Consider the following 24,253-nt stretch of genomic DNA (forward strand, 5'->3'; position numbering starts at 1 on the left):
CACGGTGGCGGCGACCTTGCTGCCCGGGTCGGTGCCGGTCAGCTTCTCCTCCATATGGTGGAAGAAGGCGTCCTCGGCGGGGCTGGTGGGGTGCGCACGGCCCGTACGGACGGTCCATCAACCCCGGCTGGAGCTTGCGGCATGCCCACCACCTTTCCGGACGTCACGATCAGCACGGAACGGCTGGTGCTGCGCCCCTTCGAGGACGCCGACCTCCCCGCGTACACCGAGATGGCAGCCGATGAACTCCTTGTCGCCTGGACCCCCGTACCCCACCCCTGCACCCCCGCCGACGCCGAGCGCTTCATCCACCGCACCGCCCCCGCCCAGCGCACCACCGGCCGCGGACTCGCCTTCGCCGTCACCGAGTTCCTCACCCAGCGCCTCGTCGGCACCGTCCAACTCAGCCGCACCGACTGGCACATCCGCGCCACCGAGATCAGCTACGCCACCGCCCCCTGGGCCCGCGGCGAGGGCTACGCCACCGAGTCCCTGCTCGCCACCGCCCAGTGGCTCTTCACCGACCAGCGCTTCGAACGCCTCGAACTGCGCACCGCCGCCGGCAACACCGCCGCCCAGCAGGTCGCCCAGAAGGCCGGCTGCCTCAGCGAGGGCGTGCTGCGCAACGCCTCCATAGCCCGCACCCGCACCGCGGACGGGGGCTGGACCGACATCCGCACCGACCTCATCGTCTGGAGCCTGCTCCCCGAGGACCTCGAAGGCAGCGACGACCCCATGGCCGAGGCCGGATATCCCTCCTACACCGAGTGGAACTGACACCACCGCCCCGCGCCCCGCCCCCCACCCGGTACGCTCACCGGACCCCCTCCCCACCACCCCCTTCCCACCACCAGGAGACACACGACGATGGCCGACCGGGTCACGGTGATCGGCTGGGACGGCTCACCCCTCACCGCTGCCGCCCGCTCCGCCCTCGCCGCCGCCACCCTGGTGGCCGGAGCCGGCCACCACCTGGCACTCCCCGAGATCCCGCCGACCGCCGAACGCGTCCGCCTCGGCAGCCTCGACCTCGCCGCCCGCCGCATCGCCGGCCACCGCGGCACCGCGGTCGTCCTCGCCGACGGCGACCCCGGCTTCTTCGGCATCGTCCGCACCCTGCGCGCCCCCGAACACGGCCTGGAAGTCGAGGTCGTCCCCGCCGTCTCCTCCGTCGCCGCCGCCTTCGCCCGCGCCGGAATGCCCTGGGACGACGCCCGGGTCGTGGTCGCCCACAGCCGCACCCTGCGCCGCGCCGTCAACGTCTGCCGCGCCCACCCCAAGGTCGCCGTGCTCACCTCACCCGGCGCCGGACCCGCCGAACTCGCCCTCCTGCTCGAAGGCGTCCACCGCACCTTCGTCATCTGCGAGGAACTGGGCACCGACCGCGAACAGGTCACCGTCCTCACCTCCGACAAGGCCGCCGACCACGTCTGGCGCGACCCCAACGTGGTCATCTCCATCGGCGGCGCCGGCCTCACCGAAGGCCCCGGCTGGCTGCTCGGCGCCGACCCCGGTCCGGTACGCGGCTGGGGCCTCGCCCCGCACGCCTACGGCGGCGCCCTCGGCACCGGCGAGGGCACCGCCCTGCGCACCGAGCAGCTGGCCCGCCTCGGCCCCCGCACCGGCGATCTCGTCTGGGACATCGGCTGCGGCGCCGGCGCGCTCTCCGTGGAGGCCGCCCGCTTCGGCGCCGCCGTCATCGCCGTGGACGCCGACCCGGCCGCCTGCGCCCGCACCGAGGCCGCCGCCCGGCACTTCGGCGTCCAGCTCCAGACCGTCACCGGCCGCGCCCCGCACATCCTGGAACGGCTCCCCGAACCCGACGTCGTCCGCATCGGCGGCGGCGGCCCCGAGACCGTCGCCGCCTGCGTGGACCGCCGCCCCGAGCGGATCACCACCCACGCGGCCACCCGCGACCAGGCCGAGGCCACCACCGCCGTGCTCGCCGCAGGCGGCTACACCACCGAGTGCGTCCTGCTCCAGACCGTGGACCTCGACCCGGCCACCTGGACGGAACGCGAACGCGCCACCGTCTTCCTGCTCACCGGCCGCCGCCCCGCCCCCGCCCCGTGACCACCCGGCTACGGCCCGCCGGGTAGGCTGGCCGACCGTCGTACCGCGGCCGCGGCCGCGGCGGCGCGACCGGGGGGTGCGCAACGTGGCGCAGTCCACAGCCCGCGGCGGCGCAACCCGCTGCCAACACGGAACGGGCCCGCGACAATACGTGAGGACGTGACGTCGGCGGGCCCTTTCCGCCGACGGGCGGAACGACGAGCACAACCGATGGGCGAGGGGTACGCATGACTGACACCGGCCAGGTCCCGGGCGACGGGCAGCCGCACGGCGCGGGCACGGTGGAGCAGCCGGGCACCCCCGCACCGGGCGCCTACACCTACCTCGACGCCGAGACCGCCCCCGAGGACGACGACCTGCTCCTCATGCCCGGCTCCCAGGGCGCCTGGAGCGAGCACCCCGCCCCCGAGCAGCCCCACCCCCGGCCCGCCTACGGCTACCCGCACCCCACCAGCCACGAGCAGCCGCTCCCGCCCCAGGCGTACGAGCAGCCCGCCCCGCAGCCGTACCAGCCGGCCGCCCACGAGACCGACGGCCGCGACTCCGGCGCCGTCGACCTGGGCGCCGTCCGCCTGCCCGAGCCGCCCCCCGCCCCGGCCCCGGCGGCCCCCCAGGCCCCCTCGGCCCCCCGCCGCCCCCTGCACCTGGGCCCGCCCGTGCCCGACCCCACCGCCGGCGTCGTCCGCTCCCTCGCCGACCGCGGCCCCGCCACCCCCGGCCCGGCCACCTCCGGCGGCCTGGAGTACCTCGACGTCCCCCGCGAGGACCCCCCGCACCCGGCCCCCCTCAGCGACCTCCCGCCCCCCAGCGCCGAACCCTGGTCCCCCGCGCCTCAGCCGGCCCAGGCGGCCCCCGCAGCAGAAACGGTCGTTCCCGACATCCCGGCCCCCGCCGCCGCACCGGAGTTCGTCCCCGTCGAAGGCACCGTCCCGGCCCCGCCCCACCTCGCCCCCGAGCCCTCCCCGGCCCCGGCGGCCCCCGAACCCCCGGCCGCCCCTGTGGTGGAGCCCCCCCTCCCCGACGCCACGTCCGCCACCCCCCTGCCCGCCGAAGCGGCCCCCTCGACCCCGGAGCCCCCGGCCGCCGAGCCCGTCGCCGAAACGGCCGCCGTCGAGGCGCCCGCCCCCGAGGTGACCGCCCCCGAGGTGACCGCCCCGGAGGCGACGGCTCCCGAGGTCGCCCCCGAGCAGGCCCCGCAGCCGGTGGCCCCCGAGCAGCTGCCGCCTGCGGCCGTCACCCCGGCCCAGGACCCCGCCCCCATCGCCGAACCGGCCCCCATCGCCGAACCGGCCCCCGTAGCCGAACCGGCCCCCGTAGCCGAGCAGGCCGTGGCCGCCGAGCCGACCCCCGTAGCCGAGCAGGCGGTGGCCGCCGAGCCCGCGACCGTACCGGCGCCCGCCACCGACCTCATCGAGCCGACCCCCCAGCCCACCGAGGCACCGACCGAGACCGCTCCCGCACCCGAGCCGGAATCCGTGCCCGTGTCCGAGTCCGTGTCCGAGTCCGAGCCCGCCCCCCAGGCCGAATCCGCCCCCGAACCGGCGACCGAACACATCCCCGCCCCCGCGCCCGAGGCAGAGCCCCTGCTCACCGCCGAGCAGCCGCACCCCGCCCCGGTGGAGTGGCCCGAGCCCGCCCCCGCCGACCCCGAGCCGGCGCCGGCGGCCACCGCCCCCGAGAACACGCCCCCCGCAGCGGTCACGCCCACCGAAGAGGCACCCACCGAAGAGGCACCCACCCACGAGGCACCCACCGAAGAGGCACCCACCCACGAGGTACCCACCGAAGAGGCACCCGCCGAAGAGACGGCGACCGTGGAACCCACCCCCTCAGCGGTCACCGAGGAGGTGCCCACCGATGAGGTGACCGCCCCCGAGTCCGAACCGGCCGAACCCGCCACATCGGTGGCCACCCCCGCCGCCCCGCCCTACGACGACGCCGAACGCGAGGCGATCCTCCGCGTCATGCGCGAGCGCCGCGACATCCGCAACGGCTTCCGCCCGGACCCCATCCCGCACGAGGTGCTGCTCCGCGTCCTGGAGGCCGCGCACACCGCGCCGAGCGTCGGCCACTCCCAGCCCTGGGACTTCGTGGTCATCCGCTCCGCCGAGACCCGGCGCACCATGCACGAACTGGCCCAGCGGCAGCGCGAGGCCTATGCCCGCTCCCTCCCCAAGGGCCGCGCCAAGCAGTTCAAGGAACTGAAGATCGAGGCCATCCTCGACACCCCGGTGAACATCGTCGTCACCGCCGACCCCACCCGCGGCGGCCGCCACACCCTCGGTCGGCACACCCAGCCGCAGATGGCGCCCTACTCCTCCGCCCTCGCGGTGGAGAACCTCTGGCTCGCGGCCCGCGCCGAAGGGCTCGGCGTCGGCTGGGTCAGCTTCTTCGACGAGCGCGAGATGGTCCGCAGCCTCGGCCTTCCCGACCACCTCGAAGTCGTCGCCTACCTCTGCGTCGGCTATGTCGACGAGTTCCCCGAGGAGCCCGAGCTCGCCCAGGCCGGCTGGTCCAAGCGGCGCCCGCTCTCCTGGGTGGTCCACGAGGAGACCTACGGCCGCCGGGTGCTGCCCGGCGCGGAACCGCACGACCTCCTCCAGGAGACCGTCGCCGGTATCCGCCCCCTCGACGCCAAGGCGCTCGGCGAGGCCTGGGAGCGCCAGAAGCGGATGACCAAGCCGGCCGGCGCGCTCGGCATGCTGGAGATCATCTCCGCGCAGCTCTCCGGGCTCTCCCGGATGTGCCCGCCGCCCATCCCGGAGCCCGCCGCCGTGGCGATCTTCGCCGGCGACCACGGGGTGCACGCCCAGGGCGTCACCGCCTGGCCGCAGGAGGTCACCTCCCAGATGGTCGCCAATTTCCTGGGCGGCGGCGCGGTGTGCAACGCCTTCGCCAACCAGGTCGGTGCCGAGGTGTGCGTGGTGGACGTCGGCGTGGCCTCCGAGCTCCCGGCCACCCCCGGACTGCTGCCGCGCAAGATCCGCCCCGGCACCTCCGATTTCACCACCGGTCCCGCGATGACCCGCGAAGAGGCGATGGCCGCCGTCGAGGTGGGCATCGAGACCGCCCGCGACCTGGTCGCCGCGGGCAACCGGGCGCTGCTCACCGGTGAGATGGGCATCGCCAACACCACCGCCTCCGCGGCCCTCATCTCCGTCTACACCGGCGCCGACCCCGCCGAGGTCACCGGCCGCGGCACCGGCATCAACGACGAGATGCACGCCCGCAAGGTCGACGTGGTCCGCCGCGCCCTGGACCTTCACCGCCCGGACCCGGCCGACCCGCTCGGCGTCCTCGCCGCGCTCGGCGGCCTGGAGCACGCCGCGCTCGTCGGCTTCATCCTGGGCGGCGCCTCCCTGCGTACCCCGGTCGTCCTCGACGGCGTCAGCGCCGGGGCGGCGGCCCTGGTGGCCCGCGCCATCGCCCCGGAGGCCCTGGCCGCCTGCATCGCCGGCCACCGCAGCGCCGAGCCCGGCCATGTCGCCGCGCTCAACAAGCTCGGCCTGCGCCCCCTGGTCGACCTCGACCTCCGCCTCGGCGAAGGCACCGGCGCCCTGCTGGCCCTCCCCGTCATCCAGAGCGCCGCCCGCGCCATGCACGAGGTAGCCACGTTCGACTCCGCCGGAGTCACCGAGAAGTAGCCGTGGGCGGCTGGCGCCGCCGGTGCCCGGGCCCGCCCGCCGCGTTCGCCGCCGCGGTCGGGCCCGTCCCGGTTGCGGTCCGCTAACCTCCCGCAGGCCCCTCGGTCGGTCCTGCTCTCCGGCGGGTGGGGGGCGTGGGCACTCCGGCCGACCAGTGCCCGTAGTTACCGCCTGGGCTGTTTCCCGGCCTATGGCCGGGCAGTCGTGCCACCGGGGGTGCAGTCGCCCTCCGGACGTTGGGTGGGGTATGCAGGGTCGCGCGCGCAGCCGACGAGCGTGATGAGGCGGTGCGTGTGACGTCTGACGGTGAGCGCGAGCGGCGAGCACGTGAGCCCGGAGTGCCCCGCCCCCCACCCACCGGGCAGAGTGCACACCCACCGAACCGGCAAACCGCCACCGGACCGCAACCACCGCAGACCCACCCGCGATGGGGGTACCCCCTGGACGGAGTCCTTGGGGGAGAGGCCACCGGCCAGACCGGGCCACTGGCGGCGCCAGCCGCCCCCACGGCTATCGTTGGCCAGAACGCCCCACCCCCTCCGACCAGCCCCGACCCCCCGACCAGCCGCTCCACCGCCGCAGCGGCCCACACCACCGCACCGCGCCCCGCGCTGCCCCGCAGCGCCCCCGCGCCCCGCCGAGGAGCCGCATCGAGCATGGCCGAGAACGCCGACCACCCCGCCTACCCCGTCGGACTGCGCCTGTCCGGGCGCCGCGTCGTCGTCATCGGCGGCGGCCAGGTCGCCCAGCGCCGGCTCCCGGCCCTGGTCGCCGCGGGCGCCGACGTCACCCTGGTGTCGCCCTCGGCCACCCCCTCCGTCGAGGCCATGGTCGAGGCCGGCGAGCTCCGCTGGGAGCGCCGCCGCTACGAGGAGGGCGACCTGGCCGGAGCCTGGTACGCCCTGATCACCGCGAGCGACCCGGCGGCCTGCGCCCGGGCCTCCGCCGAGGCCGAGCGGGAGCGCGTGTGGTGCGTGCGCTCCGACGACGCGGCCGCCGCCACCGCGTGGACCCCGGCGACCGGCCGTAGCGAGGGTGTCACGGTCGCCGTGCTCACCGGCCAGGACCCGCGCCGCAGCGCCGCCGTCCGGGACGCCATCGTGGAGGGCCTGCGCGAGGGCTCGATCGCCGCCCCGCACCACCGCGCCCGCACCCCCTTCGTCGCCCTCGTCGGCGGCGGCCCCGGCGACCCGGACCTGATCACCGTCCGGGGACGGCGGCTGCTCGCCGAGGCGGACGTGGTCATCGCCGACCGCCTCGGCCCCCGGGACCTGCTGGACGAGCTGCCGCCGCACGTCGAGGTGATCGACGCGGCGAAGATCCCGTACGGCCGCTTCATGGCCCAGGAGGCCATCAACAACGCGCTGATCCAGCATGCCAAGGCGGGTAGGTCGGTGGTCCGGCTGAAGGGCGGCGACCCGTTCGTCTTCGGCCGCGGCATGGAGGAGGCACAGGCACTCGCCGCGGAGGGCATCGCCTGCACGGTGGTGCCGGGCATCTCCAGCTCGATCAGCGTCCCGGGCGCGGCCGGCATCCCGGTGACCCACCGAGGGGTGGCCCATGAGTTCACCGTGGTCAGCGGGCATGTCGCGCCCGAGGACCCGCGCTCCCTGGTGGACTGGGCCGCGCTGGCCCGCCTCACCGGCACCCTGGTGATCCTGATGGGCGTCGACAAGATCGGCGCGATCGCCGCCGCGCTGGTCGCCCACGGCAAGGATCCCGCGACGCCGGTGGCACTGGTCCAGGAGGGCACCATGGCCGCCCAGCGCCGGGTGGACGCCACCCTGGCGACCGTGGGGGAGCGGGTGGCGGCCGAAGGCGTCCGCCCGCCGGCCGTGATCGTCGTCGGCGAGGTGGTCGCCGAGGGCCCCACCAAGCTCCCCGCCGAAGTGGTCACCGAAGGCCCCACCAAGCCCCCCGTCCAGGACGCCGACGGTCAGGAGGAGGCCCCCCGTGGCTGAACCCCTGCTCCTGGACGACCCCGCCGACCCGCGCCTGGGTGACTACACCGGCCTCACCGACGTGGAGCTGCGCCGCCGCAGGGAGCCGGCCGAGGGCCTGTTCATCGCCGAGGGCGAGAAGGTCATCCGCCGCGCGGTGCGGGCCGGGTACGGCATGCGCTCGATGCTGCTGTCGGCCAAGTGGGTCGAGGTGATGGCCGATGTGATCGCGGCGGCCGACTGCCCGGTGTACGTGGTGGAGCCGCGCCTCGCCGAGCAGGTCACCGGCTACCACGTGCACCGCGGGGCGCTCGCCTCGATGGGCCGCGAGCCGCTGCCGGAGGCGGCCGGGCTGCTGGCCGGGGCGCGGCGGGTGGCCGTGCTGGAGGGCGTCAACGACCACACCAACATCGGCGCCATCTTCCGCAGCGCCGCGGCACTCGGCATGGACGCGGTGCTGCTCTCGCCCGACTGCGCCGACCCGCTGTACCGCCGCTCGGTGAAGGTGTCGATGGGTGCGGTCTTCTCGGTGCCGTACGCCCGGCTCGACCCCTGGCCGGCCGGTCTTCAGACGGTACGGGAGGCGGGCTTCCGGCTCCTCGCCCTCACTCCGGCCGAGGGGGCCGTGGCCATGGACGAGGCGGCCCCGCACCGGCTGGAGCGGGCGGCGCTGATGCTCGGCGCGGAGGGCGAGGGGCTCAGCCGCCGGGCGCTGGCGGCGGCCGACACCCTGGTGCGCATCCCGATGGCCCACGGGGTGGACTCGCTGAACGTCGGCGCGGCGGCCGCGGTCGCCTTCTACGCGGTGACCACCGGCCGCCCCGAGCAGTAGCGAGCCCTACCCCTGGAGCGCCTGCGCCGCCGCGATGCCCAGCAGCACGATCAGGGTGACGACGACGAAGACGAACAGCCGCTGACGGAGCAGCCGGGGGTTGGCCGGGCGCAGCCCGCCCGTCCCGGTGCGCGAGCCGGACCCGGTCCGTGCGCCCGGGCCGGTCCGCGCCCCGGATCCGGTGCCGGGGCCGGTACGGGATCCGGAGCCGGTACGGGACCCGGTTCCGGGTCCGGTACGCGCCGGGGCCGCCCCACGCGCCGCGTCACCCCGCCCACCGGTACGGGCGGGACCGCGGGGCGGAGCCGGCCGGGCACCGCCCTGGGGCCCGCGGGGCGCCGGGGTGCCCTGCGCCCCGCGGCCCTGGGTGTCCTCCCGTTCCAGGCCCCGTTCACCGACCCGTTCCGCGCCCCGTTCACCGACCCGCTCGGCGGCGGCCCGTTCGACGGCCTGCTCGGGGTAGCGCTCGGTGAGCCGGCCGGTGGGGCGCTCGTCCGCCGCGCGGCGCGGCCGGGGGGTGGCGGGGCGGCCGCCCGACAGCCCCTGCGCCTCCCGCGCGGCGATCTCCTTGAGCCGCATGGACAGCTGGAGGGTGGAGGGCCGCTCCTCCGGTGTCTTGGCCAGGCAGGCCCGTACCAGGGGGGCGAGCGCGTCCGGGACGCCGTTCAGCTGCGGTTCCTCGTGCACCACCCGGTAGAGCATGACCTCGGAACTGCCGTGCCCGAAGGGCGAGTCCGCCATCGCCGCGTACGCGAGGGTGGCGCCCAGCGCGAAGACGTCGGTCGCCGGGGTGACCGCCGCCCCGCGCACCTGCTCGGGGGCGAGGAAGCCGGGGGAGCCCACGGCGGTGCCGACATGGGTGAGGGTGGAGGCGCCCGTCGCCCAGGCGATGCCGAAGTCGATGATCCGCGGGCCCTTGGGGGAGAGCAGGATGTTGGAGGGCTTCAGGTCCCGGTGGACGACCCCGGCCTCGTGCACGGCGACCAGTCCCTCGGAGAGCGCGGCCCCGATCGCCGCCACGTCCGCGGCGACCAGCGGACCCTCCTCGGCGACCTTGTCGTGCAACGAGGGCCCGGGCACGTACTGGGTGGCGAACCAGGGCCGGTCCGCCTCCAGGTCGGCCGCCACCAGCCTCGCGGTACAGCCGCCGCGGATGCGCCTCGCGGCCGACACCTCGCGGGCGAAACGGGACCGGAACTCCTGGTCCTCCGCCAGGTCGGGGCGGATCACCTTCAGGGCGACCCGCTGCCCCCGCCGGTCGGAGCCCAGATAGACGACCCCCATCCCGCCGGCCCCCAGCCGCCGGTGCAGCCTGAACGAGCCGACGACACGCGGGTCCTCGCGCCGGAGCCGCATCATCGCCATGTCCGTCCCCTACCTTCGGTGGGGAGCTGCCCCCACCCCCGCAGTCGCGGTAATCCGTTTGACTGGGCACAGCTTACGTATCCATGTCCCGGCGCGCTCATAGGCCGCGCCCTCCCGCGCGGACCGATTGGCGGGCCGGAAAGCGCATATGAGACGCGCTCAGCAAGCCGCATCCACGAGTGCCCCGCCCCCACCCGAACAACCCCGCTACTGCTCAACCTTTTTGACGCACCGTCTGATAAAGCTCCCCTCCCCACCGCCCCGGACTCGGCCGTCCCCTCCCGTCCGCACCGGACCCGCCCCGCGCGTCAACATCACGAACGCCGGGCGCCGAGCGCCGGCGAAGGCGTGAGACATGTCACCCGACCCTCCACCCCGCCCGCGCCACCCTCGTCGCCGCCTCGGGGAGTGCCCTCACGGCTTCCGGACGCACCCTCCGCAGGGCCCCGGAAGGCCTGCCCCCTCCGGGAAGACCCGCACTCCTCGGGGGACGTCTCCACCCAGGGGAGTACGCCGCCGGTCGTGGGCTCATCCTCGGGGAGGCCCGCCGATCGGTACGCGGGCATGACGACCAGAGGTGTTCGTTTCCCTAAGTTGGTAGGCAAGCGGCGGGCGACGCACTCGTCCCCCGAGGCAAGGACGCCCGCCGCTGCCAACTCGATGGGAGAGGGACCATGGCGGACACGGCAGCGCGAAGCATCAGCCGTACCCGGGCCGGCGAGGCGTTCGCCTCGTTCGGTGTCCGTCCGTCCGGTCGCCGGCATCCGCTGGCGGCGGCCGCCATGGTCCTCCCTCTGGCCGCCGTCCTGTTCGTCGTTTTCGGCGGCTGGGACCAGGTGGTCGCACAAGCGTCGTCCGTGGGCGTGATGCTGGGGCGCTGATCGGCGCTCCGGGTCCGGGAGAGCGGCCCGGGCCAAGGACATCCGGCCCGACCCCGTGGGGACGGGGGTGCGGCGGACGGCAGCGGTGGCCGGCAGCTGGGGAGCTGCCGGCCACCGCTTTTTCTCTGCCCTCACCCGCGCATGTCCGTTCCCGCACGGCGGCACGTAGGGTCGCCCCGTGCAGCAGGACTCCCACCCCCGCGACTCCCACCCCCGCGACTCCGACACCCTCCTCCGTACCCTCGCCGGGGTCGCCCGGTCCGCCGCGCATCCGCCCCGCCCCCGCACCCCCTGCGCCGCCTGCGGCGCCCTGCCCGTCGCCCCGGGCCGGGGCGACCCCGCCGCCGGGGTGCTCGCCGACCGGCCCGACGGCACCGTGGTCCGGCACGGCCGCGCGGTGGCCAAGGCGCACGCACCGGGCGCCGGTTCGCCCGAGCACCGGGCCCGTCTCGCGGTGGCGGCCCATCCGCTGCTGACCGGCATCCTGCTGCCGCCGCTGCCGGTCGCCCTGGACGAGGTGCGGGGGCGGCCGGTGTCGGCGTGGCCGTACGGGGTGCCGGTCGACCCGGAGGACCCGGCGGCGGCGCCCTGGGAGGAGGCGGCCGTCCTGCTGGCCCGGCTGCACCGCACACCGCTCACCGCGCTGGGACCGCTGCCGCCGATGCGCGGTCCCGCCAAGGCGGCGCTGGCGGTGGAGCGGATGCGCGCGGTGGGCCCGCATCCGGCCGCCGCCCCGGTGGAGGCGGCCTGGCGGCGGCTGCCGCCCTGGGCCCGGGGCGGCACGGCCGCCCCGCTGCCCGCCGCAGGGCGGCCCGCCCTCTGCCACGGCGATCTCCATCTGGGCCAACTGGTGCGCCACCCGGTGCCCGAGGGGGCGTGGCTGCTCATCGACGTGGACGACCTCGGCACCGGTGATCCGGCCTGGGACCTGGCCCGCCCGGCCGCCTGGTTCGCGGCCGGGCTGCTGGCCCCGGACATCTGGGAGCGGTTCCTCGGCGCGTACCGGGCGGCCGCCGGCCCGGCCGTACCGGCGGACGGCGATCCCTGGCCCCGGCTGGACGTTCCGGCCCGCGCCCTGACCGTGCAGACGGCGGCCCTGGCGATCGCCAAGAGCACGGCCGAGGGGCGGGAGTTGGACGAGGTCGAGTCGGAAGTCGTCGCGGCCTGCGCCCGGATGGCCGCCCTCCCTCCCCCTCAGGGCGAACCCGCCCCGGCGTAGGGTGGACGCACCATCGAACGGCGGGGGGAGAACCGGGGTGGGCCGCGTCAGCGTCCTCCCCGGGGAGAGCCCGCGACGGCGAGGGGCTGTCAGTACCGGCCCTGAGGGAGTGAACCGAGCATGCAGTGTCCCAAGTGCCATGCGCCCATGCACACGTACAACCGCAACGGCGTCCAGATCGAGCAGTGCAGCGGCTGCCGGGGGATCTTCCTGGACTACGGGGAGCTGGAGGCGCTGACCCGGCTGGAGTCCCAGTGGACGCAGCAGGCACCGCCCGCCCCGCCCGCGCCGCCGGCCCCGCAGGCGTACCCGGCCGCGCACGCCCCCGCCTGGGGCGCCCCGCACCACGGGCACGGGCACCACAGCCACCACCGCGGCTTCGGCCGGATGCTCTTCTCCTCCTGAGCCCGCCCGCGCCCGCTGCCCCGTCCCGGGCGGCGGGCGCGCCGCGTCTTCCGCTCCCTCCCCCCGAGCGGCCGCACGACAAAGCCCCGGCCGCGAACGCGACCGGGGCTTTGTCACAGTGTGGACGATACTGGGATTGAACCAGTGACCTCTTCCGTGTCAGGGAAGCGCTCTCCCGCTGAGCTAATCGTCCTCGGGACCGCGACCCGAGGGCCGCTGGTGATGCGTGCGCGATACTGGGATTGAACCAGTGACCTCTTCCGTGTCAGGGAAGCGCTCTCCCGCTGAGCTAATCGCGCGGGGCCCTCGCGGGCCAGTGGACGATACTGGGATTGAACCAGTGACCTCTTCCGTGTCAGGGAAGCGCTCTCCCGCTGAGCTAATCGTCCTTGGAGGTGGAGACGGGATTTGAACCCGTGTAGACGGCTTTGCAGGCCGTTGCCTCGCCTCTCGGCCACTCCACCAGGAGCTGTAGGGGTCCGGGAAGATCCCCCACGTCGAGCGGACGACGAGATTCGAACTCGCGACCCTCACCTTGGCAAGGTGATGCTCTACCAACTGAGCCACGTCCGCCTGTCGGATCCGGACCGCTTCCGCGTCCCGGCGACGTGTTGAACTCTAGCGGATTCCCGGGCCAGTACAAAAACGCGTTTGCGCAGCGTGCTGCCCTGACCTCGGCGCGCGGCGGCCGCGGACGCCCGCTCCGCACCCCCGGCCCGTTCGACCTCGGGGGGTGCGGCGAGGCGCCGACGACCAGGAGCAGGGAGGCGGCGAGAACCGTGGATCAGCCCCCCGACCAGCGCCGTACCCCGCCCCGCGCCCCACTCCCCACCCCGCCTCGCAACCCCGCCCGGGAAGCAGCCCCGTCCCCCGCCCGGGAAGCAGCCCCGTCTCCCACCCGGGAGGCAGACCTGTCCCCCGCCCCCTCCCCGGACCAGGGCCGTGCCCCGCCCCGGCGGTCCGCACCCGGGCCGCGCCATAGACTCGCCCCCGTGCACCCGCTCGCCCCCCTGGCCCGCTTCGGCGGCCTGCTCGCCACCGATCTGCGCGATGTCACCCGCGACCCCGAGGCCCTGGACTCGACCGGTTTCTGGGCGGTCTGCGCGGACTTCGAGGGCCGGCTGACCTGTGCCCGGTTCGGCGACGTCCGCCCGGCCCCGGTGCCGGAGCCGGTCCCCGGCGCCTGGCGCGGCCCGATGGCCGGCGACTGGACGTCCTCGCTCGACCGCGCCGCGTACACCGCCGGCGTCCGCCGGATCAGGGAGCACATCGCGGCGGGCGAGGTGTACCAGGCCAATCTCTGCCGGGTGCTGTCCGCCCCGCTGCCCGACCCGGCCGCGGCCGATGTGGACGCGCTCACCGCGCTGCTGGCCCGCGGCAACCCGGCCCCGTACGCCGGAACGATTCGCCTGCCCGCACACGGCGTGGAGGTCGCCACCGCCTCCCCCGAGCTGTTCCTGCGGCGCAGCGGCGGGACGGTGGAGTCCGGGCCGATCAAGGGCACCGGGCGGACCGCCGCCGATCTGCTGGACAAGGACCGCGCCGAGAACATCATGATCGTCGACCTGGTCCGCAACGACCTGGGCCGGGTCTGCGCCACCGGGACGGTCACGGTGCCCGAGCTGTGCGCCGTGGAGCCGCACCCGGGCCTGGTCCACCTGGTCTCCACCGTGCGCGGCGAACTCGCGCCCTCGGCCGGCTGGACCGAACTGCTGGCCGCCGCCTTCCCGCCCGGCTCGGTCACCGGGGCGCCCAAGTCCAGCGCGCTGCGGATCATCGACGCCCTGGAGACGGCGCCCCGGGGCCCGTACTGCGGTGGGATCGGCTGGGTGGACGCGGACCGCGGCACCGGAGTGCTGGCGGTGGGCATCCGCACCTTCTGGATCGACCGGCCGCAGGGTGTGCTGCGCTTCGGCACCGGGGCCGGGATCACCTGGGACTCCGACCCGGAGCGGGAGTGGGCGGAGACCGAGCTGAAGGCGTCGAGGCTGCTGGCGGTAGCGTCGGGAGCGTACGAGGCGAGCGGAAGGACAGCCGGAACATGAAACTCTGGGTCGACGGCGGGCTGCGCGAGGCGGAAACCGCGCGGGTGTCGGTGCTGGACCACGGACTGACCGTGGGCGACGGCGTCTTCGAGACCATCAAGGCGGTCCATGGCCGGCCCTTCGCGCTCCCTCCCCATCTGGACCGGCTGACCCGCTCCGCCCGCGGCCTCGGGCTGCCCGACCCGGATCTGGACGAGGTCCGCCGCGCCTGCGCCGCCGTGCTGGAGGCCAACCCGCTGCCGCTCGGCCGGCTGCGGATCACCTACACCGGCGGCCCCTCCCCGCTCGGCTCGGACCGCGGCGACGCGGGCCCGACCCTGGTCGTCGCCGTCGGCGAGGCCGCGCCCCGCCCCGAGACGACGGCGGTGATCACCGTCCCGTGGACCCGCAACGAGCGCGGTGCGCTGACCGGGCTGAAGACCACCTCGTACGCGGAGAACGTGGTCGCCCTGGCCCGGGCGCACGAGCGGGGCGCCTCCGAGGCGCTGTTCGGCAACACGGTCGGGCGGCTCTGCGAGGGCACCGGCTCCAATGTCTTCGTGGTCCTCGACGGCCGGCTGCACACCCCGCCGGTCGCCTCCGGCTGCCTGGCCGGGATCACCCGCGCCCTGGTCGCCGAGTGGTCCGGTGCCGAGGAGACCGACCTGCCGCTGGAGGCGCTGGACGACGCGGAGGAGGTCTTCCTGACCTCCACCCTCCGCGACGTCCAGGCGGTGAGCCGCATCGACGCCCGCCAACTGCCGGACGCCCCGGGCCCGGTGACCGCCAAGGCGATGAGCGTCTTCGCCGAGCGCGCCGAACGGATGCTCGCCGCGGACGGCGCCTGAGCGGAGAGCGAATCCCCGGCGGACGACCCACCCGCGGCCACCGGGCCGTCGGGCCGAGGCCAGACGGCCGGTGGCTCGCGCCCGGTGTGCCCCACTGGGCGGTGATGGCCACGTCCGCCGGGCGGATGGTCACCCCGGTGGACTGACTTCAGGTGGACGGTGACGGCCGCATCGATCAGGCTCCAGCCGGGTCGGCCCCGGGCCGGTCGGGCCGACATCCGGTGGACGGTGCTGGCCGCGGCTTACAGGTCAGCCGGGCGCTCCGGGTGACTCGGGCCGCCCCTGGGCCAACCGATCGACCTGGCTCGGTTGGGCCGACGCTCGGGCCGGTCGGGTCGGCCCCGGGTCCGTCGAGCCGGGACCCGGGCGAGCCAGGGCGACATGCGGCCCAGCCGCGCCGAGCCCAGGCCGACCGGAGCCGCTGCTCTGACCACCGGGCCAAGGCCGGGCGCCCCTCGGGGCCGGCCCGTGATTCCCGGCCCCGAGCCGACCTCCCCGGGGCCTGCCGGGCCGGCGTGCGGGCGAGCCGAGCCGCGCCACGTCCGGCCGCCAGCCGAGCCGTGGCCAACGGTCCGCTACCCGTTCGGTCAGGCGAGGTGATCAATTCCCAAGTGTGCCTGGGGTGGGCGTCGAGGCCGCCGCGAGCCGGTCAGGCGTCAGGGTCGACTTCGGGGTGCGTGAACCGCACGGGCTTGCCCAGCGACCGGGCATAGGCGATTTCGGCTCGGGTGCTGTCTCCGATGTAGTCGCCGACCACGAGCACCTCATCGGCGAGCCGGATCTTCGCTCGGTGCAGATCGTCGAGCCGAACCTTCAGCGCCTTGGCCTCGACAGGGTCGGACCGAAGTTCGCGCGGCGACTTCATGTCACAGCCCGGCTTGACGACGATCTTTCCGGCTTTGGTCTCTCGTAGATCGGCCTCGTTCATCTCGGTCATGAAACGGGTGGAGCCGCAGATCGCGACGGTACGCGGGATGCCCAACAGCTTCTTCGCGTCGGCGAGCTTCTCCTCAGGGGTGAGCAGTTTCAGGGGGTATGACACTGGTTCTCCTCCTGGTGGTGTGGCCCAAGGGGTGCGACATGCTCAAGGACCAGGAGCATCCCGACCTGGCGCCGGGGCACCCACGGTCGGCATGACGACCCTAGGCCCGATCGCCCGATCGCCCGATCGCCCGATCGCCCGATCGCCCGATCGCCCGATCGCCCGATCGCCCGATCGCCCGGCCGCCCCCCAGGCCGACCCGACCCCCATACCCCCGCGCCCGGTAGCGGCGGAACCGGCTGAGGGAAGACGGATGACAGGGGCCCGGCCGGTGGGTAGAACACCGGTGATGACCACCACCCTGCGGCCGACCGGGCCGCTCCAGCAGTCCGACGACGGCACCCGGGCCCGCCGCTACGAGGTGTGTGTCAACAGCCGCCCGGTCGGGGTGATCGAGCTCGGGACCTCGGCCCGCTTCGGCCCGGCGGCCGGGGAGATCCGCTCGTTGCGCATCGACCCGCCCGACCGGGGCCGGGGGCGCGGCACGGTGGCCGCGCTGGCCGCCGAGGAGGTGCTGCGGGGCTGGCGCTGCACCAGCGTCCAGGCCGCCGTGCCGGCCGGGGCGGAGGCGGCCCGCTCGCTGGCGGCGGCCCTGGGGTACCTGGAGCGCGGACGCGATCTGCTGAAGGCGCTCCCCGAGGAGCCGGGGCCGGCCCCGGAGATCGCCGTACGCCCCATGACGGAACCGGAGTTCGCCGCGTATCTGAGCACCGCCCGCGAGGAGTACGCGCGGGAGTGGGCGTCCCGGGGGGTGCCGGAGGACCGGGCCCGGGAGCTGTCCGAGCGCGGCCACCGCGAGCTGCTGCCGGACGGCCTGGCCACCGAGGGCGCCGGGCTGTTCGTGGCCGTGGACGAGGACGGCGGGACCGCCGGCCGGCTGTGGACCGGCCGGTGCGCCCTCGACTCCGGCGAGGTAGCGGGCTATGTCTGGGACATCCAGGTGGCCGAGGAGCGGCGGGGCCGCGGGCTCGGGCGGGCGCTGATGGGCGTGGCCGAGCGGGTCGTACGGGAGGACGGCCGGCGGCGGCTGGGGCTGCACGTCTTCGCGGACAACGCCCCGGCGCTGCGGCTGTACACCTCGCTGGGGTACGAGACGGTACGGCTGCGGCTGTACAAGCCGCTGCTGTAGCCGCCCCGGGCCCGGTAGGGGTCAGTCCTCGGCGAGCAGCCGGTCGGCGATCTCCTCGATCCGGGCGCGCAGCCCCTCCTGGCTCTGCCCGCCGTCCAGCCGCTCACCGCCGATGACATAGGTGGGCGTCCCGGTGACCCCGATGGCCCGGCCCTCGGCCTGGTCGGCGTCGACCGCCAGCAGATGGCGCCCGTCGATCAGCGCGGTGTCGAACTCCTCGCCGTCCAGGCCCAGTCGGTCCGCGGTCCGGACGAGGAAGGGCGTGCCGCCCGATGCCAGCTCCTCGGTCGCCCCGAGCACCGCCTCGGTGTACGCCCAGCCCTTGCCCTGGGTGAACGCCTCCTCGGCGGCCTGCGCGGCGGCGTAGGCGTGCTTGTGCTTCTCCAGGGGGAAGTGGCGCAACCGCACCTCCAGCCGGTCGCCGTAGCGCTCACGCAGAGCGCCCAGATCGGCGAGGGCGCTGCGGCAGTCGGGGCACTGGAGCTCGCACCAGAAGTCGAGCACCGCGGGGGAGGCGGGGGAGGCGGGGGAGTGGTCCATGGATCAAGTCTCTCATCGGGCGACCTGGGGACGAGCCGCCCCGGAGGCCACCCGGAGATCACCCTGAGACCACCCCGGAGATCTCCCTGAGGGGGCCGGCAGGCATGGCCCGGGGCGTGCGGTCCGGTGCACGATGGAGGGGACGTATGCCCGCCGCCGTCTGGAGGACCGGATGCTTGCCGAGACGATCTGCTCCGCGGTGTCCGCGGCCGGGCTGGGGCTCGCCGCCATCACCGCCTACCGCAAGCGGTTCCGTACCGCCGCCCGGATCGCGGGCTACGCACTGGTGCCGCTGGGCCTGGTGATGACCGGTGCGGTGGCCTGGCTGGCCCGTACCGCCTTCTCCCCGGTGGCCTGGGCGGGCTTCGGCGTGCTGGGCCTGGCCTGGCTGCTGTTCGCCACCACCCGGGCCGTCGAGCGGCGGCGCGGTCCGGGCACCCGCGAGGAGCGCCGGGCCGCCCGGCGCCAGGCCGAGGCGCCCGCCGCCTCGACCCCGGCCGCGGTGACCGGCCCGGCCGAGCGCCCCGCCGGCCGGCCGGCGCCGAAGCGGGCCGGGGCCGGCTCCGGCCGAGGCGGCGAGGACGACTTCAGCGATATCGAGGCGATTCTGAAGAAGCACGGGATCTGAGCCGTATCCCGGGCTCGCGCGGTTGCCGGCTTCCGGTCCCGCGCGGTGGGGGTACGCCGTTATCACGGCAGGACGGGCGCAGCCGGGTGGAATCCGGTCGCAAACCACAAGATGGGATGAACGGCAGGCCGGATGGGGCCGTTTCGGTGATCACGGGTCCGGCGGGCGGGCCATGATGCGGCCGAGATGCTCGATACCTCGCGGGAGCACACCCCCGCCACCGCCGACGCCGCGTCCGACGAACCGCGCGGCTGCCTGTTCGCCCTCTCCCAGCCGCCGCTGCTGATCTTCCTCACGGTGATCGGCTGCCTGCTGCTGATGGGCGCCGTCCATGATCTGTTCCTGCTGTGAGGGCCCCGGTGAGAGGTTGTCCGTGGGGAGCCGTCCGCGCGCCGTGTCCGGCTCAGCCGGTCGCCGCCTCCTTGCGGCGGGCCCGGTAGGCGGCGACATGCAAGCGGTTGCCGCAGGTGCGGCTGTCGCAGTAGCGGCGGGAGCGGTTGCGGGACAGGTCCACGAAGGCCCGCCCGCAGTCCGGGGCCTCGCAGCGGCGCAGCCGCTCCCGCTCGCCGGCCACCACGATGAAGGCCAGCGCCATGCCGCAGTCCGCCGCCAGGTGGTCGCCGACCGAGGCGCCCGGGGCGAAGTAGTGGACGTGCCAGTCGTAGCCGTCGTGGTCGGTGAGCTGCGGGGTGGTGCCGGCCGCGGCGACCAGCTGGTTGATCAGCTCGGCCGCGGTACGGGCGTCGGGGGCCGCGAACACCTCGGTGAACCGTCCCCGTACCGCCTGGACGGCCCTGAGGTCCCGGTCGGTCAGCTCCTCCACGCCGCTGACGCGGTGGTCGCGGACGAAGGCGTACAGCGCCGTGAGGTCCCCGAGCCCGTCGCCCCGTCCGCCCTCCGGTGCGCTGTTCACCAGGTCGACGACCGTGTCGAGCGCGATGCGGGTGTCGTGGGGGATGAGCACGGTTCACTCCCTGGCCGGCCGCGGGCGGGCGCCCGCCGATGTGGGGGCCGACTCTAGTCGCTCGCTCCGGGAGCGGGGCGGGTAGACGGTCGCGGGCCCGGGCGGGAAGGCCGGGAGCATGTGCACGGCCGCACACGCGTGGGCGCCGCCACCGCGGTGTCTCTCCGCGGTGGCGGCGCCCGATGGCGGCCGGTGTCGCCGGGTGCGGCCCGGCACGGCCGCGCGAGGTGTCCGCGCGGCGCCGTCGCCCCGAGTCGGACGGCGCCGTGCGGCGTTCGGCCTGGCCCTAGTTCTCGGCCAGGATGTGGGAGAGCTCCGTGTCGAGGTCGAAGTGTCGGTGCTCGGTGCCGGGCGGCACGGCCGCGTCGGTCCGCTTCAGGAACGACTCCAGGGCGCGCGCCGGGGCCTCCAGGAGGGCTTCCCCCTCCGGGGAGCTCAGCGCGATGCAGACGACGCCCTGACCGTGGCTGCGGGACGGCCAGACCCGGACGTCGCCGGTGCCGGTGGGGCGGTGGAGTCCTTCGGCGAGCAGGTCGCGGGCGAACACCCACTCGACCGTCTCCTCGGCTCCGGTGTGGAAGGTGGCGTGCACGGCATACGGATCGGCCGTGTCATACCGCAGGCCCGCCGGTACAGGCAGTGAGGACTCGCTCGATACAACGAGGCGCAGGTGCAGCTCGCAGCTGACCGTGGTGTTCATAAGCGCCAGGGCCTTTCGCTCAGTGTGCGCTCGGGGATTCGCACGTCGGCGAATTCGACATGCCACCTACGGTGCCGTTGTAAACCCCTCTGTCTGTTTTGTGCGGCTTGGGTTACCTCGGATGGCGGTATGCAACCGGGCGTTATGCAGCCATTCCGGTGGTGTGGCGGAGTCGGGTAGGTTGGCGTCATGAAAGCGGAGAGTGACGAGCGGAGCGTGAGCGCCGGTACCGCACCGGTGACCACCGCGCCCGCGACGGGGGACGTGACGGCACCGGAGCCTCAGGAGCGGGTACTCGGTTCCCGGGCGCCCGAATTCATCAAGGCACGCCGGTCCCTCCACCTGAGCTGGCAGGTGGGGGTCTTCGTGGTCGGCCTCGCGGTGGTCGCCGCGGGCGCGGCCATGCTAGTGCTGCCAGGACCGGGCTGGGTGGTGATCTTCGCCGGTCTGGCGATCTGGGCCACCGAGTTCGTCTGGGCCCAGCTGGTGCTGCACTGGACCAAGCGCAAGGTCACCGAGGCGGCCCAGCGCGCGCTCGACCCGAAGGTCCGGCGGCGCAACATCATCCTGACCTCCATCGGCCTGGTGATCATGGGCGCGCTGGTCGGCTTCTACCTGTGGAAGTACGGGCTGGTCATGCCCTGGAAGATCGGCAAGTGACCGCCGCCACCGGTGGTCGGCGCACCCGCTGACATGCGGTAATGTTTGCGGTGCGCCCGGGCGATTAGCTCAGCGGGAGAGCGCTTCGTTCACACCGAAGAGGTCACTGGTTCGATCCCAGTATCGCCCACCAGCCCGGACGTCAGGCCCCGAGATCACACCGATGATCTCGGGGCCTGACGCGTTTCCGACGCTCTGCCCGGCCCGTCCTCAGCCCATCCGGCGCAGCGCCTGGCGCATCCGGCGCACCTCCCCGAGCCGCCGCTCGTAGGTCGCGCCCACCGCCAGCAGCAGCGCGCCCGCCAGCGCCGGCGGCACCCAGCGCGGCAGCACCCCGACCGCCTGCACCACATACGGCGCCAGCTCGTGCAGCGCGGTCAGCGCCAGCACCGCCCCACCCAGCACCAGCGGCGCCACCAGCCGCAGCCGCGCCCCGGCCAGGGTCACCGCCAGCGTCGCGGCACCCAGCAGCAGCGGGCGCAGCGCACCGCCCTCGCCCCACACCGCCACCAGCCCCGGCAGCAGCCCCAGGGCCAGACCCGGTCCGTACGCCGCCCAGGACGAGGCCGCCGGATCACGCCGCCGCCGCAGCGCGCCCACCGCCAGCGCCGGGACGGCCACCGGCAGGGTGTACGCCTCCGGCACCGACACCCCCCACACCGCCAGCCGCACCCAGACCGCCGCCACCAGCAGCGCCGCCGCCGCGTACCCGGCCACCGGCCGCCGCTCCGGCCGTACCGCCGTCGCCGCGGCGACCACCCCGGCCAGCCCCAGCGCGAGCGCCAGCGCCGCACCCTCGGTCGCCGCGCAGCCCAGCGCCACCACAGCCACCCCGGCCCCCACCGCCTCCACCACGACCGCCACCGGACGGCGCCGCAGCAGCGCCCCCACCCCCGCCGTGGCCGCCGGCACCAGCAGCAGCGCCAGGCCGGTCAGATGCGCTGGCAACTCGGCCGCCCGGGCACCCGCCGCCACCGCGCCGGCCGCCGCCAGCACCGCCACCCCGGCCGCCACCGACTGCCTGCCACCGGGCCCCTGCAGCATGGCCGCCCCCGCGAACAGCCCGGTCAGCGCCGTCAGCGCCGTCAGCGCCACCACCGCGCCCACCTGCGACGGCACCGCGGCCCACACCGCCACCAGCGCCGCCCCGACCGCCAGGGCCAGCGCGGCCGTGCCCAGCACCCACTCCGGCGTACGGGGCGCCCACCAGGGCGCCGCACCGCCGGGCACCGGCTCCTCCACCCGTACGCCGTACCGGGGCCACCCCGGGCGTACCGCCCCCGCCAGGAACACCGCCACCACCCCGAGCCACCCCGCCAGCGCCGCCCACAGGGACAGGCCCGCCGCCGAGGGGAGCGCGACCAGTGCCAGCCAGCCCACCGCCAGCGCCCCGAGCCGGGTCTCCAGCGAGCGGCCCACCGCGGCCGCGGCGGCCACGGTGACCAGCACCGCCACCGCCGCCCACGGCACCTGGGCGCCCAGCCCGGTCAACCCGGCCGCCACCAGTGGCAGCGCCCACACCCCCACCAGCAGCGCCTGCACCCCGGCCGCCGCCCAGCAGAGCCCCCGGGCCACCGCGCGCGGCAGCCCACCGCGTACCGCCACCGCGGCCAGCGCCAGCGCGGGCGGCAGCCAGGCCGCGACCGCCCAGCCCTGCGGCGCGACCAGCCGCAGCAGGACCCCCGCGCCCGCCACCAGCAGCACCCCGGCCGGCACCGCCCAGCCGGTCCGCCCCCACAGCGCCCGCCACGCCCCGGCCAGCGCCAGCCCGCCGGCGGCCAGCAGCAGCGCCCCCGGCTCGGCACCCGCACCCACCACCGCGTAGCCGCCCGCCAGCAGCACCGCCCAGCCACCGGTGGCACAGGCCCCCGCGCACGCCGCCACCCGCACCGCCATCGGCAGCCGTCCGGCCAGCGCCAGCCCGGTGTTCACCGCCGCCGTGGTCAGCAGCGCCCACGCCACGGTCAGCGGCCGCGGATCCACCGTCGCGGCGAACAGCGGCAACGGCAGCTGAGCCGCCGCCACCGCGGCCGGCAGCGGCGCCCGCAACGCGCCCAGCGCCGCCCCGTACCCAGCCCAGCCCGCCGCCAGCACCGCCGAGGCGGCCGCCGCGTAGCCGAGCGCGCCCACCTCCAAGTCGGTCACCTGGCGCAGCGCGTAGGCGTCCAGCACCGTCAGCACCAGGCCCACCGCGCCGACCGCCTCCGCCGTCGCCCGCAGACCGCGGCGCAGCAGCAGTACGGGCGACCCCAGCGCCCCGGCGGTCACCACGGCCAGCACCGCCGTCCGGCCCCCGACGCCCAGCCGGCCCCAGCCGACCACCGTGAACGCCACCGCCGCCACCGCCAGCAGCACCCCGCCCAGCGTCAGCAGCACATCCCGCACCCCGCGCGGAGACGTTTCGCCACCACCGCCGCCCGCCCCCGGCGGCCCACCGGCCGCCCACGCCCGCGCGGGACCGGCGACAGGACCGGCCGCCTCAGCCATCGCCCCGACCATCGGGCCGCGCACCACGCCGAGCAGCCACGCCCGCCGCGCCAGCAGGTGCGTCCGCCGGGTGTCCAGCCACGCCAGCTCCCGGTCCAGGAGCGCCAGTTCCTCATGAGGGGAGGGCACATTCACCATGGATCGGAGTCTGCGCCGCGCCGTGCCGCACGGCCTGAGTACCCGTACTCACCCCGCTACCCGAGTCATCCGGACGCGCAGGCGGGGCAGACTCGTCCCCATGGACCGGCACCACTACCGCTTCACCAGCCTGTGGCGGCTGCCCGCCCCGCCCGACCGGGTGCACGCCGTGCTCGCACGCCCCGAGGACTACCCGCGCTGGTGGCCGCAGGTCCGCGCGGTCGCCCGCCGCGACGAGCGCACCGGCACCGCGCACATCCGCTCCGCCCTGCCGTACACCCTCCGCGTCACCCTCACCGAACGCCGCAACGATCCGATGGCGCGAGTCCTGGCGAGCGGCATCGGCGGAGACATGGACGGCCACGCGCGCTGGACTGTCGTCCCCGACGGCAGGGGTGGCAGCCTCGCCGCCTATGAACAGGAGGTGGTGGTGCGCCGGAAACTGCTGCGGCGGCTGGCCGTCCCCGCCCGGCCGCTGCTGCGGGCCAACCACGCCTGGATGATGCGCTGCGGGGAGCGCGGCCTCACCGCCTGGCTGCGGCGGCCCCCGCAGGCGCCCTGAGGGAAGCGGTTTGAACGAGGGGCGGCCGGACCTGTATGGTTCAGTCCGTTCCCGGGCGATTAGCTCAGCGGGAGAGCGCTTCGTTCACACCGAAGAGGTCACTGGTTCGATCCCAGTATCGCCCACCGGAGCAAGGCCGGTCCGCTGTCAGGCGGGCCGGCCTTCGCCATGT

Annotated in this window: 21 protein-coding genes and 7 tRNA genes; 17 read left to right on the forward strand and 11 right to left on the reverse strand. The window is 75.6% G+C overall.

The genetic code is table 11. The annotated features are described in order from the left end of the window. Positions 1-141: 141 nt before the first annotated feature. The 5 genes from ABZ945_RS27365 (at position 142) to ABZ945_RS27385 (ending at position 8,489) form a co-directional block, all read left to right on the forward strand. The gene (locus tag ABZ945_RS27365; protein WP_361274656.1) at positions 142-777 is read left to right on the forward strand and encodes a GNAT family N-acetyltransferase; all 636 of its coding nucleotides are present in this window, start codon (positions 142-144) and stop codon (positions 775-777) included. A 90-nt stretch (positions 778-867) separates the two neighbouring features. Continuing rightward, complete coding sequence (gene cbiE / locus ABZ945_RS27370; protein ID WP_361274659.1) at positions 868-2,073, forward strand: precorrin-6y C5,15-methyltransferase (decarboxylating) subunit CbiE; 1,206 nt, start codon at positions 868-870, stop codon at positions 2,071-2,073. Positions 2,074-2,300: 227 nt separating this feature from the next. Continuing rightward, complete coding sequence (cobT, locus tag ABZ945_RS27375; RefSeq protein WP_361274662.1) at positions 2,301-5,717, forward strand: nicotinate-nucleotide--dimethylbenzimidazole phosphoribosyltransferase; 3,417 nt, start codon at positions 2,301-2,303, stop codon at positions 5,715-5,717. Positions 5,718-6,373: 656 nt separating this feature from the next. Next, positions 6,374-7,678, forward strand: a complete 1,305-nt coding sequence (gene cobA / locus ABZ945_RS27380; protein ID WP_361274665.1) for a uroporphyrinogen-III C-methyltransferase — start codon at positions 6,374-6,376, stop codon at positions 7,676-7,678. Further along, a complete protein-coding gene (locus tag ABZ945_RS27385) occupies positions 7,671-8,489 on the forward strand; it encodes an RNA methyltransferase (protein WP_361274667.1) in 819 nt (272 codons plus the stop codon). Before cobA ends, ABZ945_RS27385 begins: the two co-directional genes overlap by 8 nt. 6 nt (positions 8,490-8,495) lie before the next feature. Here ABZ945_RS27385 and ABZ945_RS27390 read toward each other — a convergent pair whose 3' ends face one another. Further along, positions 8,496-9,854: a protein kinase gene (locus tag ABZ945_RS27390; RefSeq protein WP_361274670.1), complete on the reverse strand. Its 1,359-nt coding sequence runs from the start codon at positions 9,852-9,854 to the stop codon at positions 8,496-8,498. A 674-nt stretch (positions 9,855-10,528) separates the two neighbouring features. On the opposite strand from ABZ945_RS27390, the gene ABZ945_RS27395 reads away from it, so the two are divergent. The 3 genes from ABZ945_RS27395 (at position 10,529) to ABZ945_RS27405 (ending at position 12,359) form a co-directional block, all read left to right on the forward strand. Further along, complete coding sequence (locus ABZ945_RS27395) at positions 10,529-10,735, forward strand: hypothetical protein (protein WP_361274672.1); 207 nt, start codon at positions 10,529-10,531, stop codon at positions 10,733-10,735. A 178-nt stretch (positions 10,736-10,913) separates the two neighbouring features. Further along, the gene (locus ABZ945_RS27400; RefSeq protein WP_361274675.1) at positions 10,914-11,954 is read left to right on the forward strand and encodes an aminoglycoside phosphotransferase family protein; all 1,041 of its coding nucleotides are present in this window, start codon (positions 10,914-10,916) and stop codon (positions 11,952-11,954) included. A 120-nt stretch (positions 11,955-12,074) separates the two neighbouring features. Continuing rightward, entirely contained in the window at positions 12,075-12,359 is a 285-nt protein-coding gene (locus ABZ945_RS27405) for a zf-TFIIB domain-containing protein (protein WP_361274677.1), read from the forward strand. A 121-nt stretch (positions 12,360-12,480) separates the two neighbouring features. Here the strand turns inward: ABZ945_RS27405 and ABZ945_RS27410 are convergent. The 5 genes from ABZ945_RS27410 to ABZ945_RS27430 all read right to left on the reverse strand — a co-directional run bounded on the left by ABZ945_RS27410 (position 12,481) and on the right by ABZ945_RS27430 (position 12,932). After that, positions 12,481-12,552: transfer RNA gene (locus ABZ945_RS27410), tRNA-Val, on the reverse strand. Positions 12,553-12,586: 34 nt separating this feature from the next. Next, positions 12,587-12,658: transfer RNA gene (locus ABZ945_RS27415), tRNA-Val, on the reverse strand. A gap of 18 nt (positions 12,659-12,676) precedes the next feature. Next, a tRNA-Val gene (locus ABZ945_RS27420) sits at positions 12,677-12,748 on the reverse strand. A gap of 1 nt (position 12,749) precedes the next feature. After that, positions 12,750-12,823: transfer RNA gene (locus ABZ945_RS27425), tRNA-Cys, on the reverse strand. A gap of 36 nt (positions 12,824-12,859) precedes the next feature. Further along, positions 12,860-12,932 (reverse strand) — tRNA-Gly (locus tag ABZ945_RS27430). 419 nt (positions 12,933-13,351) lie between these two features. Here ABZ945_RS27430 and ABZ945_RS27435 point away from each other — a divergent pair. Both ABZ945_RS27435 and ABZ945_RS27440 read left to right on the forward strand, forming a co-directional pair. Continuing rightward, positions 13,352-14,404, forward strand: coding sequence for a chorismate-binding protein (locus tag ABZ945_RS27435; RefSeq protein WP_361274680.1), 1,053 nt, complete (start codon positions 13,352-13,354; stop codon positions 14,402-14,404). After that, a complete protein-coding gene (locus tag ABZ945_RS27440; protein WP_361274682.1) occupies positions 14,401-15,231 on the forward strand; it encodes an aminodeoxychorismate lyase in 831 nt (276 codons plus the stop codon). Before ABZ945_RS27435 ends, ABZ945_RS27440 begins: the two co-directional genes overlap by 4 nt. A 649-nt stretch (positions 15,232-15,880) precedes the next feature. Here the strand turns inward: ABZ945_RS27440 and ABZ945_RS27445 are convergent. Next, the gene (locus ABZ945_RS27445) at positions 15,881-16,273 is read right to left on the reverse strand and encodes a hypothetical protein (protein ID WP_361274684.1); all 393 of its coding nucleotides are present in this window, start codon (positions 16,271-16,273) and stop codon (positions 15,881-15,883) included. A gap of 289 nt (positions 16,274-16,562) precedes the next feature. Between ABZ945_RS27445 and ABZ945_RS27450 the strand changes: the two genes are divergently transcribed. After that, positions 16,563-17,402, forward strand: coding sequence for a GNAT family N-acetyltransferase (locus ABZ945_RS27450; protein ID WP_361274686.1), 840 nt, complete (start codon positions 16,563-16,565; stop codon positions 17,400-17,402). A gap of 21 nt (positions 17,403-17,423) precedes the next feature. On the opposite strand, the gene ABZ945_RS27455 is transcribed toward ABZ945_RS27450, so the two are convergent. Then, positions 17,424-17,942: a DsbA family protein gene (locus ABZ945_RS27455; protein WP_361274689.1), complete on the reverse strand. Its 519-nt coding sequence runs from the start codon at positions 17,940-17,942 to the stop codon at positions 17,424-17,426. Positions 17,943-18,114: 172 nt separating this feature from the next. Here ABZ945_RS27455 and ABZ945_RS27460 point away from each other — a divergent pair, with 172 nt between their 5' ends. After that, positions 18,115-18,570, forward strand: a complete 456-nt coding sequence (locus ABZ945_RS27460) for a transglutaminaseTgpA domain-containing protein (protein ID WP_361274691.1) — start codon at positions 18,115-18,117, stop codon at positions 18,568-18,570. 186 nt (positions 18,571-18,756) lie between these two features. After that, positions 18,757-18,921, forward strand: coding sequence for a hypothetical protein (locus tag ABZ945_RS27465; protein ID WP_248636693.1), 165 nt, complete (start codon positions 18,757-18,759; stop codon positions 18,919-18,921). Positions 18,922-18,973: 52 nt separating this feature from the next. On the opposite strand, the gene ABZ945_RS27470 is transcribed toward ABZ945_RS27465, so the two are convergent. Together ABZ945_RS27470 and ABZ945_RS27475 are read right to left on the reverse strand one after the other, a co-directional pair. Then, positions 18,974-19,534: a CGNR zinc finger domain-containing protein gene (locus ABZ945_RS27470; RefSeq protein WP_361274693.1), complete on the reverse strand. Its 561-nt coding sequence runs from the start codon at positions 19,532-19,534 to the stop codon at positions 18,974-18,976. A 286-nt stretch (positions 19,535-19,820) separates the two neighbouring features. Then, positions 19,821-20,234 (reverse strand): SsgA family sporulation/cell division regulator, encoded by a 414-nt coding sequence (locus tag ABZ945_RS27475; protein WP_003987206.1) that lies wholly within the window; start codon positions 20,232-20,234, stop codon positions 19,821-19,823. Between the two features lie 189 nt (positions 20,235-20,423). On the opposite strand from ABZ945_RS27475, the gene ABZ945_RS27480 reads away from it, so the two are divergent. Together ABZ945_RS27480 and ABZ945_RS27485 are read left to right on the forward strand one after the other, a co-directional pair. Then, positions 20,424-20,894: a TIGR02611 family protein gene (locus ABZ945_RS27480; RefSeq protein WP_361274696.1), complete on the forward strand. Its 471-nt coding sequence runs from the start codon at positions 20,424-20,426 to the stop codon at positions 20,892-20,894. 58 nt (positions 20,895-20,952) lie between these two features. After that, a tRNA-Val gene (locus ABZ945_RS27485) sits at positions 20,953-21,027 on the forward strand. Positions 21,028-21,104: 77 nt separating this feature from the next. Here ABZ945_RS27485 and ABZ945_RS27490 read toward each other — a convergent pair. Next, a complete protein-coding gene (locus tag ABZ945_RS27490) occupies positions 21,105-23,519 on the reverse strand; it encodes a hypothetical protein (RefSeq protein WP_361274698.1) in 2,415 nt (804 codons plus the stop codon). 100 nt (positions 23,520-23,619) lie between these two features. On the opposite strand from ABZ945_RS27490, the gene ABZ945_RS27495 reads away from it, so the two are divergent. Both ABZ945_RS27495 and ABZ945_RS27500 read left to right on the forward strand, forming a co-directional pair. Next, complete coding sequence (locus ABZ945_RS27495) at positions 23,620-24,081, forward strand: SRPBCC family protein (protein WP_361274700.1); 462 nt, start codon at positions 23,620-23,622, stop codon at positions 24,079-24,081. A gap of 53 nt (positions 24,082-24,134) precedes the next feature. After that, positions 24,135-24,206: transfer RNA gene (locus tag ABZ945_RS27500), tRNA-Val, on the forward strand. The last annotated feature ends 47 nt before the right edge of the window (positions 24,207-24,253 follow it).

The sequence above is a fragment of the Streptomyces sp. NPDC046887 genome (assembly GCF_040644755.1).
GTDB lineage: Bacteria > Actinomycetota > Actinomycetes > Streptomycetales > Streptomycetaceae > Streptomyces > Streptomyces lichenis.